Origin of the sequence: Phorcysia thermohydrogeniphila, assembly GCF_004339575.1 — a bacterium.
Lineage (GTDB): Bacteria > Aquificota > Aquificia > Desulfurobacteriales > Desulfurobacteriaceae > Phorcysia > Phorcysia thermohydrogeniphila.
The window spans coordinates 19,817-34,763 of record NZ_SMFV01000003.1 but is presented as its reverse complement, the minus strand read 5'-3'; the positions used below and the strand labels follow the sequence as shown (position 1 = coordinate 34,763).

12 protein-coding genes, 1 tRNA gene and 1 pseudogene are annotated in these 14,947 nt (G+C 44.4%); 11 read left to right on the top strand and 3 right to left on the bottom strand.

What is annotated here, in order from left to right; all coding sequences use genetic code 11:
* Positions 1-16: 16 nt before the first annotated feature.
* The gene (gene cobC, locus CLV27_RS04435; protein WP_132526235.1) at positions 17-670 is read left to right on the top strand and encodes an alpha-ribazole phosphatase; all 654 of its coding nucleotides are present in this window, start codon (positions 17-19) and stop codon (positions 668-670) included.
* Complete coding sequence (gene sfsA / locus CLV27_RS04430; RefSeq protein ID WP_132526233.1) at positions 648-1,352, top strand: DNA/RNA nuclease SfsA; 705 nt, start codon at positions 648-650, stop codon at positions 1,350-1,352. The genes cobC and sfsA overlap by 23 nt, the downstream gene beginning before the upstream one ends.
* Here the strand turns inward: sfsA and aroC are convergent.
* Positions 1,349-2,521, bottom strand: a complete 1,173-nt coding sequence (gene aroC / locus CLV27_RS04425) for a chorismate synthase (protein WP_132526231.1) — start codon at positions 2,519-2,521, stop codon at positions 1,349-1,351. The genes sfsA and aroC overlap by 4 nt on opposite strands.
* An 85-nt stretch (positions 2,522-2,606) precedes the next feature.
* Between aroC and CLV27_RS04420 the strand changes: the two genes are divergently transcribed.
* The 7 genes and pseudogenes from CLV27_RS04420 to CLV27_RS08495 all read left to right on the top strand — a co-directional run bounded on the left by CLV27_RS04420 (position 2,607) and on the right by CLV27_RS08495 (position 7,925).
* Positions 2,607-2,683: transfer RNA gene (locus tag CLV27_RS04420), tRNA-Arg, on the top strand.
* 104 nt (positions 2,684-2,787) lie between these two features.
* Entirely contained in the window at positions 2,788-3,147 is a 360-nt protein-coding gene (gene rplS / locus CLV27_RS04415; RefSeq protein ID WP_132526664.1) for a 50S ribosomal protein L19, read from the top strand.
* On the top strand, positions 3,129-3,833 hold the full coding sequence (locus CLV27_RS04410) for a ribonuclease HII (protein ID WP_132526229.1): 705 nt from the start codon (positions 3,129-3,131) through the stop codon (positions 3,831-3,833). The genes rplS and CLV27_RS04410 overlap by 19 nt, the downstream gene beginning before the upstream one ends.
* Positions 3,718-4,086: a YraN family protein gene (locus tag CLV27_RS04405; protein ID WP_132526227.1), complete on the top strand. Its 369-nt coding sequence runs from the start codon at positions 3,718-3,720 to the stop codon at positions 4,084-4,086. Before CLV27_RS04410 ends, CLV27_RS04405 begins: the two co-directional genes overlap by 116 nt.
* 66 nt (positions 4,087-4,152) lie before the next feature.
* On the top strand, positions 4,153-6,795 hold the full coding sequence (gene infB, locus CLV27_RS04400; RefSeq protein WP_132526225.1) for a translation initiation factor IF-2: 2,643 nt from the start codon (positions 4,153-4,155) through the stop codon (positions 6,793-6,795).
* Positions 6,796-6,908: 113 nt separating this feature from the next.
* Positions 6,909-7,334 (top strand): annotated as a pseudogene (locus CLV27_RS08660) (hypothetical protein); the annotation flags it as partial.
* Positions 7,335-7,364: 30 nt separating this feature from the next.
* Positions 7,365-7,925, top strand: coding sequence for a GGDEF domain-containing protein (locus CLV27_RS08495; RefSeq protein ID WP_165863679.1), 561 nt, complete (start codon positions 7,365-7,367; stop codon positions 7,923-7,925).
* On the opposite strand, the gene radA is transcribed toward CLV27_RS08495, so the two are convergent.
* The gene (gene radA / locus CLV27_RS04390) at positions 7,922-9,268 is read right to left on the bottom strand and encodes a DNA repair protein RadA (protein ID WP_243644873.1); all 1,347 of its coding nucleotides are present in this window, start codon (positions 9,266-9,268) and stop codon (positions 7,922-7,924) included. The two genes, CLV27_RS08495 and radA, sit on opposite strands and share 4 nt — an antisense overlap.
* Positions 9,269-9,289: 21 nt before the next feature.
* Positions 9,290-10,528 (bottom strand): RNA-guided endonuclease InsQ/TnpB family protein, encoded by a 1,239-nt coding sequence (locus tag CLV27_RS04385; protein ID WP_132526221.1) that lies wholly within the window; start codon positions 10,526-10,528, stop codon positions 9,290-9,292.
* 233 nt (positions 10,529-10,761) lie between these two features.
* Here CLV27_RS04385 and CLV27_RS04380 point away from each other — a divergent pair, with 233 nt between their 5' ends.
* Together CLV27_RS04380 and CLV27_RS04375 are read left to right on the top strand one after the other, a co-directional pair.
* Positions 10,762-11,901: a GumC family protein gene (locus CLV27_RS04380; protein WP_165863678.1), complete on the top strand. Its 1,140-nt coding sequence runs from the start codon at positions 10,762-10,764 to the stop codon at positions 11,899-11,901.
* Positions 11,894-14,941 (top strand): SLBB domain-containing protein, encoded by a 3,048-nt coding sequence (locus tag CLV27_RS04375; protein ID WP_132526217.1) that lies wholly within the window; start codon positions 11,894-11,896, stop codon positions 14,939-14,941. The genes CLV27_RS04380 and CLV27_RS04375 overlap by 8 nt, the downstream gene beginning before the upstream one ends.
* The last annotated feature ends 6 nt before the right edge of the window (positions 14,942-14,947 follow it).

Genomic DNA, 14,947 nt, shown 5'->3' with positions numbered 1-14,947 from the left:
AAAGCGAGGTTTGGGAATGCCAAAAGTTATTCTCGTAAGGCACGGAAAGACCGTTTGGAACGCAGAAGGAAGGTATCAGGGGAAGATGGACATTCCCTTAAACGAGGAAGGAAAGGAACAGGCTAAAAGAGTCGGAGAGGCCTTGAAAGACTTTCCCGTTAAGGCTGTTTACTCAAGTCCTCTTTCAAGGTGCCTTGATACGGCTAAGGAAATAGCTAAACATCATGGCTTAGAGGTAAAGGTAAAGGAAGGCTTTAAGGAAATTGACCACGGTGAGTGGGAAGGAATGCTAGCTTCTGAGGTTGAAAAAAAGTATCCGGAGCTCCTGAAACTCTGGAGAGAAAGGCCAGCAGAAGTAAAGATGCCCGGGGAGGGTGGCGAGAGCCTTAAAGACGTTTACGACAGAGCTGTTAAGGCTTTTGAAGAGATAGTAAAGGAACACGGTGAGGATGACCTTATCGTCATAGTTGGACACGATGCTACAAACAAGGTTTTAATGTGTTACCTCCTCGGTGTAGACCTTAACAAGTTCTGGGCCTTTAAGCAGGCAAACTGTGGAATTACAGTCCTTGAGTATGAGCCATCTACCAAGAGAGTTGTTATTCACGTTGCTAACGCTACCGGCCACCTTGGTAAGGAGATAGACTTTGAAGTCCAGAAGGCCCTATGAGGTCTTGAACGTTAAGGAGCTTTTTAAAGAGCTGACTTTTGCAAGCTTGATTGAAAGAATCAACAGGTTCTGCGCTTTAGTTAGAACCAAAACTGGAGTTAGAAAAGCTCACATTTCTGACACGGGAAGGCTAAAGGAGCTCTTCCTTCCCGGCTCTCCCCTTCTTTTAGCAGAAAACCCAAAGGGTAAACTTGACTATAAGCTCGTAGCAGTAAAGAGTGGTGAAGACTGGGTTTTTCTTCATACTCCGGCTCACCTACTAATAGCCGAGAGGCTCATAAGAGAGGGATTCCTTGGCTTTTACCCGAAGGAAATAAGAAAAGAGGTTAAGCACGGAAAGAGCCGGATAGACCTTCTTATAGACGGTAACTTCTACCTTGAAGTTAAAGGGTGTAACCTTGTTAAGGGGTGTACCTGTCTTTTCCCGGACGCTCCAACAGAAAGGGGAAGGAAACACTTGCAGGAACTTATTCTCTTGCGTCAAAGGGGATTCAGGACAGGAGTTCTTTTCTTAGCTTTTAGGCCCTGTAGTTGTTTTTCTCCAAATGCCGGAACTGACCCCCTTTTTGCTAAAAGCTTTAAAAGAGCTCTTTCCTCCGGAGTAGAGTTTTTCGGCGTAAAGTTAAGATTCCTCCCAGAGACGGGAGGAATCTATGTTGATGGGGAGCTCCCCCTGTGCTAAAAGCTTTTGACTTCTTTCTTATACTCCTCCCACCACCTTTTTAGCCTTATAAAATCGTCTGAAGGGAACATCTCCAAGATTGCGGAAAGGATAGTTATTGCAAGCATTGCCTCACCAACCACTGCCGCCGCCGGAACGGCACAGACGTCAGAGCGTTCAACACAGGCCAAGAACGGCTCTTTTGTCCTTACGTCAACGCTTCTTAAAGGACTATAGAGGGTCGGTATAGGCTTCATTGCAGCCCTTACAAGGATAGGCATTCCGTTTGTCATTCCCCCTTCAAGGCCGCCGGCGTTGTTGGTTTCCCTGAAAAATCCTTTTTCAGGAGAGTAGAAAATCTCATCGTGAACCTTTGAGCCGGGAGTTCTTGCAGCCTCAAATCCCATACCTATCTCAACGCCCTTTATCGCCTGAATTGACATTAACGCTTGAGCGATTTTTCCATCAAGCCTTTTATCCCACTGGGTATGGCTGCCTATTCCCGGAGGTAAACCCAAGGCAAAGACCTCAAATACGCCTCCGAGGCTTTCTCCTGCAGCTTTGGCTTTGTCTATCTCTTTCTTAAAGGCCCCTTCAAGCTGTGAATCATTTAAGGGAATTCTCACTTCAGAGCTCTCAGCGTTTTTAAAGCGCTCCTCGTATGAAAGTTCAAGGTAGTCGTTTGGTACTTCTACTTTTCCGATAGAAATAACGTAGCTCCCTACGGTTATACCGAGATTTCTTAAGATATCCTTGCAGAGAGCTCCGGCTGCTACCCTTCCTGCCGTCTCCCTTGCGCTTGAGCGTTCCAAGATGCTCCTTACGTCATCGGTTCTATACTTTAAAACGCCGCTTAAGTCTGCATGGCCGGGACGGGGACGGGTGACCTTCTTCTCTTCTGGGAGCTCCCCCGGCTCTGGCTTCATAATCTCCGTCCAGTTGACAAAATCCCTGTTCCAGACGGCCATAAGGATGGGAGAGCCAAGGGTCTTTCCGAGTCTAACTCCGGAAAGGAACTCTACCTTATCTTTCTCTATCTTCATCCTTCCGCCGCGACCGTAGCCTTTCTGGCGGCGGGAGAGCTCTCTATTAATAAATTCAAAGTCTATTTCAAAGTTTGCCGGAATACCCTCAAGGTATGCAAATATCCCTTTACCGTGGCTTTCTCCAGCCGTGTAAAACCTTAACACCGCTTTACCTCCGAAAGTTTTGCTGAATTTTAACGCTAACAAGTTGACAGAGCAAATCCGATTTCCTATCTTTTTATCCTGCTGTGCGCCCGTAGCTCAGTAGGATAGAGCGCGAGATTCCTAATCTCGAGGTCGCAGGTTCGATCCCTGCCGGGCGCACCATTTTTATTTTTCCTTGACTTTTCCTGAAAAATCCATAAAATTTGCAGGCGCTTTTTATTACCATCGGGAGGTCTATTATGGCACTGGGCGGACTTGACGCTCTTATGAGGGCGGTGCAGGAAAAATACATGAGAGAAGATATGCTTAAGGTAGACTTTAGGCCGGGAGATACCGTAAGGGTTCACGTTAAGGTAAAGGAAGGGGATAAGGAGAGGATTCAGGTTTTTGAAGGAGTTGTTATAAGGAAGAGGGGTGGTACTGGAACAGACGCAACCTTTACCGTTAGGAAGGTTTCTTACGGTATTGGAATTGAGAGGACCTTCCCCCTTCACTCAAGGGTAATTGAAAAGATTGAGGTTGTTAAGAGAGGTATTGTAAGAAGGGCAAGACTCTACTACCTCAGGGAGCTCAAAGGTAAGGCTGCCAAGATTAAAGAGAAAAAAGAGTGGATGACAAAGAAGTAATCCTTTGTTTTGAGAGAGAGCTCTGGTCAAAAGGGTATAGGTTCGTCGCCGGGATTGACGAGGCGGGAAGAGGGCCACTTGCTGGGCCGGTGGTGGCTGCAGCCGTTATCTTCCCGCAGGACGTCAATCCTTTTTTATTTAAGGACTCTAAGAAACTGAAAGCGAAGGAAAGAAAAGAGCTCTTTTACAGGATTTTTAAGGAAGCAGTTTCCGTTGGTATCGGCTTTGCAGATTCAATAGAGATAGATTCACTGAACATCTACAGAGCAACTCTCCTTGCTGTCAAAAGGGCAGTTGAAAACCTTTCTGTAGTTCCCGATTTTCTCATAACAGACTACCTAAGGGTAGAAGAGTTTAAAGAGAGAAGCCTTGTTCTCGTAAAGGGGGATGAAAAGAGCTTTTCCTGTGCCTGTGCAAGCGTAGTGGCAAAGGTAACAAGGGACTTTATAATGGAAGAGCTTGCAAAGCTCTTTCCCGGCTACGGCTTTGAAAAACATAAAGGTTATCCTACAAAGCACCACTTAGAAGCGATAAAATCCTTAGGGGTGACCCCTATCCACAGGAGGAGCTTTGGGAAGGTCGCAGGAGAAAGGAAGAGAGGGGGAGAAGATAGCTTCCCGGTATCTACTGAAGAGAGGTTACTCTATTATAAGGAGAAACTACAGGAGCTCCTACGGCGAAATTGACATAATTGCCTTTGACCCGTCAACAAAAACAATAGTGTTCGTTGAAGTAAAATTGAGGAAAAAGGGAGCCCAATCTACTCCTCTGGAGACTGTTAACAGGACAAAACAGAAGAAAATAATAAAAACTGCCCTTAAATTCTTGAACGAAACGGAGCTCACTTACGAAGCGGTTAGGTTTGACGTAATCGGAATAGAGGACGGAGAAATATCTACCGTATTTCACGTTGAGGATGCCTTTCAGTTAAACTGTTGATATAATTTGCCCGCCGTCTATATTATGCTATCAAGGTTTTAACCGCTTTAGAATGGGGGTTTTGTTTTGGCAAAGGTAAGAGTTCATCAGCTTGCGAAAGAACTGGGTATGTCCTCAAAAGAGCTGATAGAGAAGCTGAAGGAGCTTGAGATTCCGGTTAAGAGCCCGAGCTCAAGCCTTGATGAAAAGCAGGTAATGCTCGTTAAGGAGTTCTTGGAGCCTGTTGAAGTTCCGGCGAGGGAAGTTGTTGAGGAGAAAAAGGAAGAGGAAACAGTAGTAGCTCCTCAGCCTGAAAAGGAGGAGAGGCCAGAACAAAAAGAGCAGGTTGAGCCTAAGGAAGAGGTTGCTCAGGCTGTTGCTCCTCCTGTTCCTGCAGTAAAGGCTGAGGAAGTAGAGAGTGAGAAAGAGAAAAAGGAAGAGGAAACTAAAGAAGAAGCTAGAAAAGAGGAAAGGAAAGAGGATAGAGGTAGGAGAAGAACCTCTGACGTTAGAATCCTTTCTCCTGAGGAGCTTGCTAGGAGAAGGCGTAGGAGGAGAAGACCTTTCAGGAAAGAAGAGAGAGGAGAAGAGAAAAAAGAGGCTAGACCTCGTAGGAGAGAAAAGTTCAAAAAGCCTGATAGAGAGGAAAGGAGGAAACCTGTTCCTGAAAAGGTAACTAGAGAGCAGCTTGAAAAGCTTGTTGCTTCAACTAAGGAGCCGAGGGAAAAAGAAAAGCACAAAACTGCCGAGGAAATCCTTGCCGAAAGGAAGAGGGAGCAGAAGGAGCTTGAGGACCAGAAGAAGTTTGAAGAGCTTATGCGCAGAATAGAGGAGAAGAACCGCGCCAAGAGGAAGAAACGTAAGAAGAAAAAGAAAGAGGAGCAGATAGCTGAGGTACCTTTTGAGGAGCTGTCAGAAGAAGAACAGCTCCAGAGGCTCATTGAGGAAGAGGAGAGAGCTAAAACAGTTGTCATACCTGAGGTTATCTCCGTAAGGGAATTTGCTGAAAAACTTGGCGTTGAGCCGACTCAGCTTCTTCAGGACTTAATAGCTCTTGGAAAGTTTGTAGCTATAAACCAGCCGATAGACTTTGAAACGGCGGCAAAACTTGCCGAGAAGTACGGCAAGGTGGCCAAGCTAGAAGGAGAAGAAGAGCTTGAATCCTTAGAAAAGGAGCTTGAGGAAACTCCCGATAGGGAAGAGGACTTAAAGCCCCGTCCTCCAATTATCACAGTAATGGGGCACGTTGACCACGGTAAAACCACACTCCTTGACTATATAAGAAACACGAGGGTTGCAGAAAAAGAGGCTGGAGGAATCACCCAGCACATAGGTGCTTCGGTAGTAGAGGTAGATACCAGCGAAGGCAGAAAGACGCTCGTCTTCTTGGACACTCCCGGACACGAGGCCTTCACGGCAATGAGGGCCCGCGGTGCTCAGGTTACAGATATTGCCGTCCTTGTTGTTGCTGCCGATGACGGAGTTATGCCCCAGACTATTGAGGCTATAAACCACGCAAAGGCTGCAGGTGTTCCGATAATTGTTGCCATAAACAAGATAGACAAGCCCGGTGCGAACCCTGAAAGAGTTAAGCAGGAGCTTACCCAGCACGGCCTCATTCCTGAGGACTGGGGCGGTGACACCATAATGGTTCCGGTCTCTGCGAGGACCGGAGAGGGGGTTGACGAGCTCCTTGAAATGATAGCCCTACAGGCTGAGCTTATGGAGCTCAAGGCCAACCCCGACAAGCCTGCCCGTGGCGTTGTCCTTGAGGCAAAACTTGATAAGAAGAGAGGACCTGTTGCAACCCTCCTCGTCCAGACCGGAACGTTAAAGGTTGGGGATGCCATTGTTGCCGGCCTTTACGCCGGTAAAGTTAGGGCAATGTTTGACGATAAGGGTAATTCCGTAAAAGAGGCCGGACCTTCTATGCCGGTAGAGGTTCTCGGCCTTGATGGCGTTCCCCTTGCCGGTGACAAGTTTTACGTGGTGAAGGACGAGAAGACGGCAAGGAAGATAGCCGAGAAGAGGCAGGAGCTTGCAAGGGAGTCTGCCCTTGAGAAGGAGAAGAGGGTATCCCTTGAAGAGCTCTTCTCCCAGATGCAGGCTGGAGAGGTTAAGGAACTCAACGTTGTCCTTAAGGCTGACGCTCAAGGTTCAATTGAGGCAATAAGGAAATCCCTTGAGGAGCTCTCTACGGACGAGGTTAAGGTCAGGATTATCCACGCTGGCGTTGGTCCTATAACCGAGAACGACGTTATGCTGGCAGCGGCCTCTAATGCCATCGTTATAGGCTTCAACGTAAGGCCAGATTCCTCTGCAAGGAAGGCAGCTGAGCAGGAAAAGATAGACGTAAGAACCTATAGAGTTATCTACGACATCATTGACGAAGTCAAGAAGGCAATGCAGGGTCTCCTTGCTCCTGAGGAGAAGGAGGTCTACCTCGGTTCTGCGGAAGTCAGGGCAACCTTCAAAGTTCCAAAGGTTGGAACAGTTGCTGGTTGTTACGTGAAGGATGGAGTCATAAGAAGGAACGCAATGGCAAGACTTGTAAGGGATGGAGTTGTTGTTTACGACGGAAAGATTGCTTCCTTGAAACGCTTTAAGGACGACGTTAGGGAAGTTCAGGCTGGTTACGAGTGTGGAGTTGGTCTAGAAAACTTTAACGACATCAAAGTTGGTGACGTAATAGAGTGTTACACAATAGAAAAAGTAGAGAGGGGAGCTTAAGTGGAATTGGGACCTTCCTGCGGGGAGGTCCCTTAAAATAAACACCATAGGGGTAGATTTAACACGAGGGGAAAGCTGCTAAAATCATTCTTTACCTATAAGCGGAATGGAAAATGGAAAGAGAAAATGGATTGTGGTTAAGGGGAAAAAGTCTCGTTATTTTTTTAGCAACCGCAGCATTTATGCTTATACTTTTTGGCTTGGCTAATATAGTTCTTTTTACACCTTACCTTGGTGTAATTGAAGTAGGTTTTGGAATCGCTTTACTTATTAATCTTGTGCTATTTAAGCTTGGAAAATTTAGTTTTTCACTCTCATCTACTCTTTTTCTATTTGTTCTGTTTTTATGTTTTTCAGTTCTTCTTCTTACCGGAGGTATAAGAGGAACTGGTATTTTCTGGGTTTTTACTTTTCCTCTGGTTTCGTTTTTTTTAAAAAGCTCCCGCGTAGCAGCCATCTGGAACTTGTTATTCATTATTGTCCTTTTTTCTATCCTATTTTTCTCATCTTCAGGTTTTAAAGTAACTCCTTATAGCCAAATAACGCTTCTTCAGGCCGTAGCGGTTTACATGACTTTCCTTGTTCTCGTTTACGTTTACTCTTCAGTGATGAAAAGTTACCTTGATAGAATTTACAATACTGCTATTAGAGACCCGTTGACAGGTCTATACAACAGAACCTTTGCCTTTGCCTACCTTAGACAAGAGCTTGAGAAAGTAAAGAGAGGAGAGATAAAGAGCCTCTGCATTGTTTACATAGACCTTGACAACTTTAAGTACATAAACGACCTTCACGGTCATTCGGCGGGAGACCTTGCTCTAAAAGAAATAGCTGAACTAATAAGACGCAAGTTCCGTAAAGGTGATGTTGTTGCGAGGATAGGCGGTGACGAGTTCCTTATAGTCGTTTCAAGGTGCAGAAAAGAACGTATAGAGAATAGGCTTGAAGAACTGAAGGCACAGGTGGAAGATAAGTTTAGGGAGTTTAATGTTTCTATTAGCTACGGAATTGCTGTAGCTCCTTTAGATAGTACCGACATAGAGGAACTTGTAAAGATTGCCGATAAGAGAATGTACAGCAATAAAAAGGCGAAAAAGGGAGAGTGCAGAACTCCGTCTATTGCCTCCTAAACGAGCGCTTTTTCGGGGAGCTCCGAGATAGTCTTGATACCTTTTAAAACCTCAAAGCCGTTTTTCTCGGCCTCTTTCTGGCGGAGCTCTTCAAGCCTTACTTTCCTCACCTCCCCTGTAAGTCCAATTTCTCCAAAAAGAACGAGATTTTCCTTGATGGGTCTGTCTAAATAGCTTGAGATAATGGCTGCGGCTATAGGAAGGTCAACTGCCGGTTCGTTTACCTTCACACCGCCGACAACGTTGACAAAAACGTCAAAGTTCCTCAAAGGGTAACCCAATTCCTTTTCAATTACCGCCACTATGATTGATAGCCTGTTTGAGTCAATTCCTTTAGCTCGCCTCTGGGGAGTTGTAAATACTGCTCTTGTTACAAGTGCTTGAACCTCAAGCAGTATTGGACAGCTTCCTTCCATTCCGGCAAAGATAGCAGACCCCGGCTTTCCGGTAGGCCTTTCCGATAGGAAAAATTCAGAGGGGTTAGAAACTTCAACAAGGCCCTTTTCCGTCATCTCAAAAACGGCAAGCTCTCCAGTTGAGCCGAACCTGTTCTTTAAGCTCCTGAAAACCCTAAAGTTGTAACCCCTGTCTCCCTCAAACTGAAAGACGGCATCAACTATGTGCTCAAGGACCTTAGGACCTGCAATTGTTCCCTCTTTCGTTACGTGACCGACTATGAAAGCTGTTATTCCCTTACCCTTGCATAGGTTTGTGATAAAGGCAGCAGACTCCCTTACCTGAGAAACAGAGCCGGCAGCAGACTCTATGTAGGGAAGGTAAAGCGTCTGTATGGAGTCAAAAACTACGAGCTCTGGTTTTATCCTCTCAACCTGCTTTTCTACTTCCTGCAAATTATTCTCTGCAAGGACGAATAAATTCTTACTCTTAATTCCGAGCCTTGTTGCTCTCAGAGCAATCTGTTCAGGAGACTCCTCTGCTGTAACGTAAAGTACGTTCCCGCTTTGGGAAAAGATATCTGAAATCTGGAGCAAAAATGTAGACTTTCCAATTCCCGGCTCTCCTGAAATTAAAGAAACAGAACCTTTTACGATTCCTCCTCCAAGAACTCTATCAAACTCCTTTAGTCCGGTTGGAATTCTTTCAGCCTGTTTTTCGCCTATCCTTTCAAGTGGAAGCGGTTCGGATGTGGAAGGTTTGACCCATCCAGCTCTTGTTTTCTTAGGGGCAGAGACTACGACTTCCTCAACAAAACTACCCCAACTACCACATTCAGGACACTTCCCTGTCCATCTATAGGTTTTGTATCCACAGTTTTGACAGATGTATACGCTCTTTCCCTTCACGGCAAAAACCCTGTTACTTGAGTGACTTCCTCCCCTCACCGAAGTGAGGGGCTTCCCGCTTCATCGTGGGCTATACACCCACTCCACGGGTGTTACTTCCCCGCAGTCCACGGGTAGGGCGGACTTTAAAGGATCTGCCAGCCTACTTAGCGCCACCCTCAGTACGTTCCTCGCCGAATTCACGTCCCTGTCTATCTCCACACCACACTTTTGACACTTGAATGTCCTTTCAGATAGAGAAATCTTCTGTCTGTTCCCACAAAAAGAACAGACTTGTGTCGTCGGTTCATACCTATCCACAAACACTACAGGGATAAGAGTCGCAAGACTTCTTAGTCTTGCAGTTATTCCTCCTATCCCTGTGTTTTGTATCTGTTTCCCAAAATACCCTTCTTTCCATCCTTTGATGTTATCATCTTGAACCGCTATAAGGAGAAACTTCTTGAGGTAGCTTATTACCTTGCTCTGAACATCTCTCCTCTTGTTGTTGATGTATTCCCACTCTCTCCTTATCTTCTCCTTTATCTTCTGATACCTCTTGCTCCCTTTCTGTTTTCGTGAGAGTTCTTTTTGAAGCTTTTTTAGCCTCTCTGTTTCAGGTATATACCAACTAAATTTCTCTCCGTTTGATAGGGTTAATTGGTGCTTTATTCCTAAGTCTATCCCTACTGGTTCTTTTACCTGTTTCTCTTTGATTTCTTTTAAAACCTCTTTTTTCGGAAGGTAGCAGACTACGTGTAGGTAGTATCCAGACGGTTTCTTTACAAGCTGAGCTTCTGCAAGTTCTGCGCTTTTCGGTATCTGATGAAGTCCTAAAACTCTGAATTTTTTCTTTATCCCCTGTATCTTTACTCTATTTTTGTCTCCCGAAATCTTGTAGGTTGTTCCATACTGCTTTAGTGGTATGCTCCTTACTTCGCTCTTAAAGGAGAGTTTTCCTACTTTGATTCCTTTCTCTTTTGCTTTTTTGAGGGAGTAGAGACTTCTCTTTATCCTTTCTACTATTCCCTGTCTCATATGTGATGAAAGCTGTTTTATCTCTCTCTTTTCAAGTCCTTCTGGTGTTTTGATTTCTACTTCTTTGAGTTTCCAAGTGTTACCGCTTAGACGGTTTTCAATGTCTGCAACTATGCAGTTGTAGAACCACTTAGCTTCAAGGAAGAGTCTATTCAGTTTTTCCTCGTCTTTTTTTGATAGGTTCTGGAGTTTGAGTTGATAGACACGGGGAATTTGGTGTTTTCTCCTTTCACGGGTTCGTCTTAGGGTGTTTTTAATTCTTTCTGCTTTTGTCTGAACCATAGTCTATAATCTATTCCAACGGTTTTCAGATTCAACGGCTTACGCCGTGCGATTCATTTCTGCTTTGAAAAGCAGGGCTTTCTCGCAAATTTTTCTGTAAACCAAACTTTTTAAAAGGGCGGTAGCTCCTCGTGGAGTTTTAAATGAACCGTTACCATTTTATCCTCAAAGCAGTGTTCCCTTTTCTACAAGGTTATAATATAAACCACTACGTTAAAAGCCCGGAGGAAAACTTGAAGCCAGAAAACCTGCCACCTGAAACCTTTGATGATGAGATAGACCTGTATGAGCTCTGGCTTACCCTTAAAAGAAGAAAGAAAACAGTAATAGGAATTACTGTCCTTTTCACCACAATTGCTCTTGTTCTTTGCTTTGTTCTGCCTCCCACTTACCGAACGGAAGCCTCGCTGATGCCCTTGGGGGGAGAACAAAGTTCAAAATTATCTTCTCTTCTTTCGTCTCTTCCTATTTCCATTCCTTTGCCGGGAGGGCAGGCGGGAATAACCGTTGAATCGGTTTTAAACAGTAGAATACTAAGAGAAAGGATTGTAAAAGACCTTAACCTTCTACCTGTTCTTTTTCCTGACAAGTGGGATGAGACTACGGAAAGCTGGAAACTTGCTGAAGATGAAACTCCTCCAACTCTTATTGACGGTGCTAAGAAGCTTGAGGATTTTATGTCCGTATCCACCGATAAGAAAACGGGCGTTGTAACCCTTACCGTTGATTTTCCGAAAGACCCGGAAATGAGCTATAGAATAGCCATTACAGCCCTCAAAGAAGCTCGGAATATTCTCAATGAAAAAGCTTTTACGTTGGCAAAGAAGTACAGAATTTACGTTGAAAAACAACTTGCTTTAGCTAAAGAAAAGTACCAGGAACTTGAGAGAATATACAAGGACTTCATGAACGGGAAAATTAAAGATGTTCCATTTATCATAGGTGACCATGATCTTGAGGATCTAAAGTCCAATGTTCCTGAGAAAGCAGAAATAGAGAAACTAAAGAAGGAGATAGAAAGGCTGAAAGCGCACCTTAACACTCTTAGAAAGAGCAGTTATGTTTCCGTATCGGACTATCAGCTTAATCTCCAAAAGCTTCAAACCCAGATGGAAATAGTGAAGCAGTTGCTGGTAACCCTTGCAGGTGAGTACGAAATGGCAAAAGCTCAGGAAATGAAGGAGCAAATTTCATTTCAAGTAATAGACCCTCCGTACATTCCACCGAGAGATAAGCCGTACAAACCTAAAAAAGGCCTGATAGTAACTGTTGGATTTGTCTCCGGACTGTTCTTGGGGATCTTTGCAGCTTTCTTCAGGGAGTGGTTGGAAAACGTGAAAAAGAAGAGAGAGGAGGAAAAGGTAAATGCGTAAATTTCTTATAGCCATAACAATGGTGTTTGCGGGGATATCGGTTTCAGTAGCACAGGCAAGCGAAAAGTTTCCATTGTCACCGTATACGGTGACGCCTGAAGCTGTAAAAAAGTTACCGGATGAAACGTCTCTAACTGCAAAAGCTGAGTCTCCTAAAAGAATCCAAGGGTCTAATATTCCAGAAGATTACCTACCTAAAAAAAGTGCAAAGGGAGAGAGTATAGAGAGAACAAAAGAAGAGGAGAAAGTTAGGGAGGAAGAGGTAAACGAAACAAATTCCTCACAGCTTTCTCCTATAGAAGAGAGTTTTTACTTAAGGACAGAAAAACTTGGAATTCAGCTTAAGCAGTTTGGCTACGAGTTTTTCAAAGGCAAACCAGAGTTCCCGGTATCAGCCCCAGTTGACAGAAATTACATTTTAGGCCCCGGAGATCAGCTTTTCATTTACGTAATAGGGAATCCTCCCGGAATAGATCTTTCAGCCATCCAGAGCTTGGTCGTTGACAGAGAAGGAAAAGTATACATCCCAGGGATAGGGGTCTTCTACGTTTGGGGAATGTCCTTAGGAGAAGCTGAAAAGGTTATCTCAAACGCAGTAGGAGCGAACATAAAGCTAACGGTTGGAAGGTTAAGGACATTCCCTGTTTACGTTTCTGGAGAGGTAGAAAGGCCGGGAGCTGTCGTTGTTACTGGCATAAACACGGTCATTGACGCCCTGATGCTAGCCGGTGGAGTGAAAAAATCTGGAAGCCTTCGGGACGTTGTTATAACGAGGAAAACACCTTCAGGAACGAAGGAAATCCATATAGACTTTTACAAACTCCTCCTATACGGCAAGCCTGTTGATATAAAGCTGAAGGACGGGGACGTAATATTTGTAAGACCGATTGGCAAAGTAGCGGGAATTGGCGGAAAGGTCAAAAGACCGGCTATCTATGAATTAAAGGGAGGGGAAACTGTAGAGGACCTCATAGAAATGGCAGGAGGTCTCCTTCCTTCTAGTTACAGGTACAGAGCGACAATACAAAGGTTCAAGAACAATAGTTTCTTGGACATAATAGATGGAAACCTTAGTGATAAGTCGTTCCTGAACATAAAAATTCAGGATGGTGACGTTCTGGTTGTGAAATCCATAGAAACCGTTCCCCGTAATGCAGTAAGGATTGAGGGCTATACTCCTTATCCGGGACTTTACGAGTACAGAGAAGGGATGAAACTCTCAGAAATCCTGAAACCTGACCTATTTTTCCCAGATTCTAACATGAAGTTTGCTCTCATAACGAGGCAGTATCCTCCCGGTGCTATTCCTGAGTATATAACCTTTTCACCTGAAGAGGTTTTAAGCGGAAAGAGGGACATCGTTCTAAAGCCAAGGGACAGAATTACCCTGTACAAGTTTGGTGAAGTAAAAAACGTTGATTTCAACAGAGTAAAAGATGCCTTTGTTGTAGAGGGAGAAATAAAGTATCCCGGAGTTTACGCCTACCACGATGGAATAAAGCTTTCAGATATACTCAGTCCTGAAATGCTCCTTATGAACACAAACCTATACTACGCCGAAATAGACAGAAGAGATCCCCGTACGCTTGACATAGTTGAAATTAAAAAGTTTGTGCCTATGGATATCCTTGATGGAAAGACGGACATTGAGATCAAGAGGCTTGACGTCATTAGGTTCTACCCTAAGTATCTTTACTCACCCATCCTTGTCTCGGGGCTTGTTAAGAAGTCTTACTATGTCCCCTATCATGATGGTATCAAGTTGTCGGAGGCCTTGGCTTCGGCGGAGTTTGTTGATGATATTAAGAACTTAAAGGTAGAGATTTTTAGAAAAGTCAGCTCCGATTTAGCAGAGGAAGAAGAGAAAAAGGTAGAGTCGTCACAAAAGGAAGGAGAGGAGTTACTCAAGCTGCGAAATAAGGGATACTCTATAGCTAAAGATGAAGGAGAAGAAGAACAGTTCCTTAAGGCTGGTGTTTTAGGAAAGGAGAGTAGGAGAAGTCCAGACACCTATTTTAAGGGGGGAGAACAAAAACAACTTCGTCAGGATAGAGGATATTTAGAATTTGGAAGCAAGGAAGAAAGAGTAGAGACCGAAGAGTCATTAAAGAAAAATGTGGCGTCAATCTTTCTTTACGACCTTCTCGTAAAGAAGGATACTGAGTGCGATATCCCGCTCAAACCTGGCGACAGACTTGTTATTTCTAAGGTTCAACCGGAAGAGATAGTAGAAAAAGTTTACGTATCTGGTTACGTTAAGAAGCCGGGAGTCTTTCGTATAAACGAGAAGACAACACTTTACGATATTCTAAAAGCGGCCGGAGGGTTTAGGGAGAATGCTTACCCGCAAGGAATAATCATCCTACGAGAATCTGTTAGGGAAATGCAGAAACAGAGGATAGCAAAGGCTATACTACTCATGCGTCAAGAGCTTGAGAAGGAAGAAGCCGGCATAATGCAGTCAGACCTTAAAGGAGAGGAACTAAGAGCGCGACAGGCAGCTTTTGAGGCCAAAAGGAAACTCCTTGAGGAGATAGAAAAAGCACAAGTTACAGGGAGAATATCCGGAATTATCGTTTCTTCTAACCTGGAAGAACTTAAAAACTCTCCCTACAACATCTTGCTTGAAGATGGGGACAGGATTTACGTTCCTAAGAAACCGGGAAGCGTCCTTGTCTTTGGAGAGGTTTACAACCCGACAGCTTACGTTTACAGGCCAGGTATGACTGTAAGGGACTACATTGCTCTTGCCGGAGGATTGACAAAAGATGCAAGCGAAAAGGAAATCTTTGTCATAAAAGCGGACGGTTCTGTTGTTAGCAACAGCTCAGATGGAAAGCTGAATTTTGACTGGGATGACGAAAACAACAGGATACTCCTTGATAGCGGCGATATCCTTGATTACACCCTCCAGCCGGGAGATGCAATTATAGTTCCAACAGAGATAAAGGTTCCAACAATGTGGAGACCCCTCATAAAGGATGTGATGCAAATTATCTACCAAGGTGCTATAACGATTTACACAATCACCAAGCTGTAAGTGAGG

Bases quoted from the DNA above. Each gene is read 5' to 3' on its own strand.
- cobC (WP_132526235.1), top strand. From the start codon at position 17: ATGCCAAAAGTTATTCTCGTAAGGCACGGAAAGACCGTTTGGAACGCA.
- rplS (WP_132526664.1), top strand. From the start codon at position 2,788: ATGAGGGCGGTGCAGGAAAAATACATGAGAGAAGATATGCTTAAGGTA.
- CLV27_RS08495 (WP_165863679.1), top strand. From the start codon at position 7,365: ATGACTTTCCTTGTTCTCGTTTACGTTTACTCTTCAGTGATGAAAAGT.
- CLV27_RS04385 (WP_132526221.1), bottom strand. From the start codon at position 10,528: ATGGTTCAGACAAAAGCAGAAAGAATTAAAAACACCCTAAGACGAACC.
- CLV27_RS04375 (WP_132526217.1), top strand. From the start codon at position 11,894: ATGCGTAAATTTCTTATAGCCATAACAATGGTGTTTGCGGGGATATCG.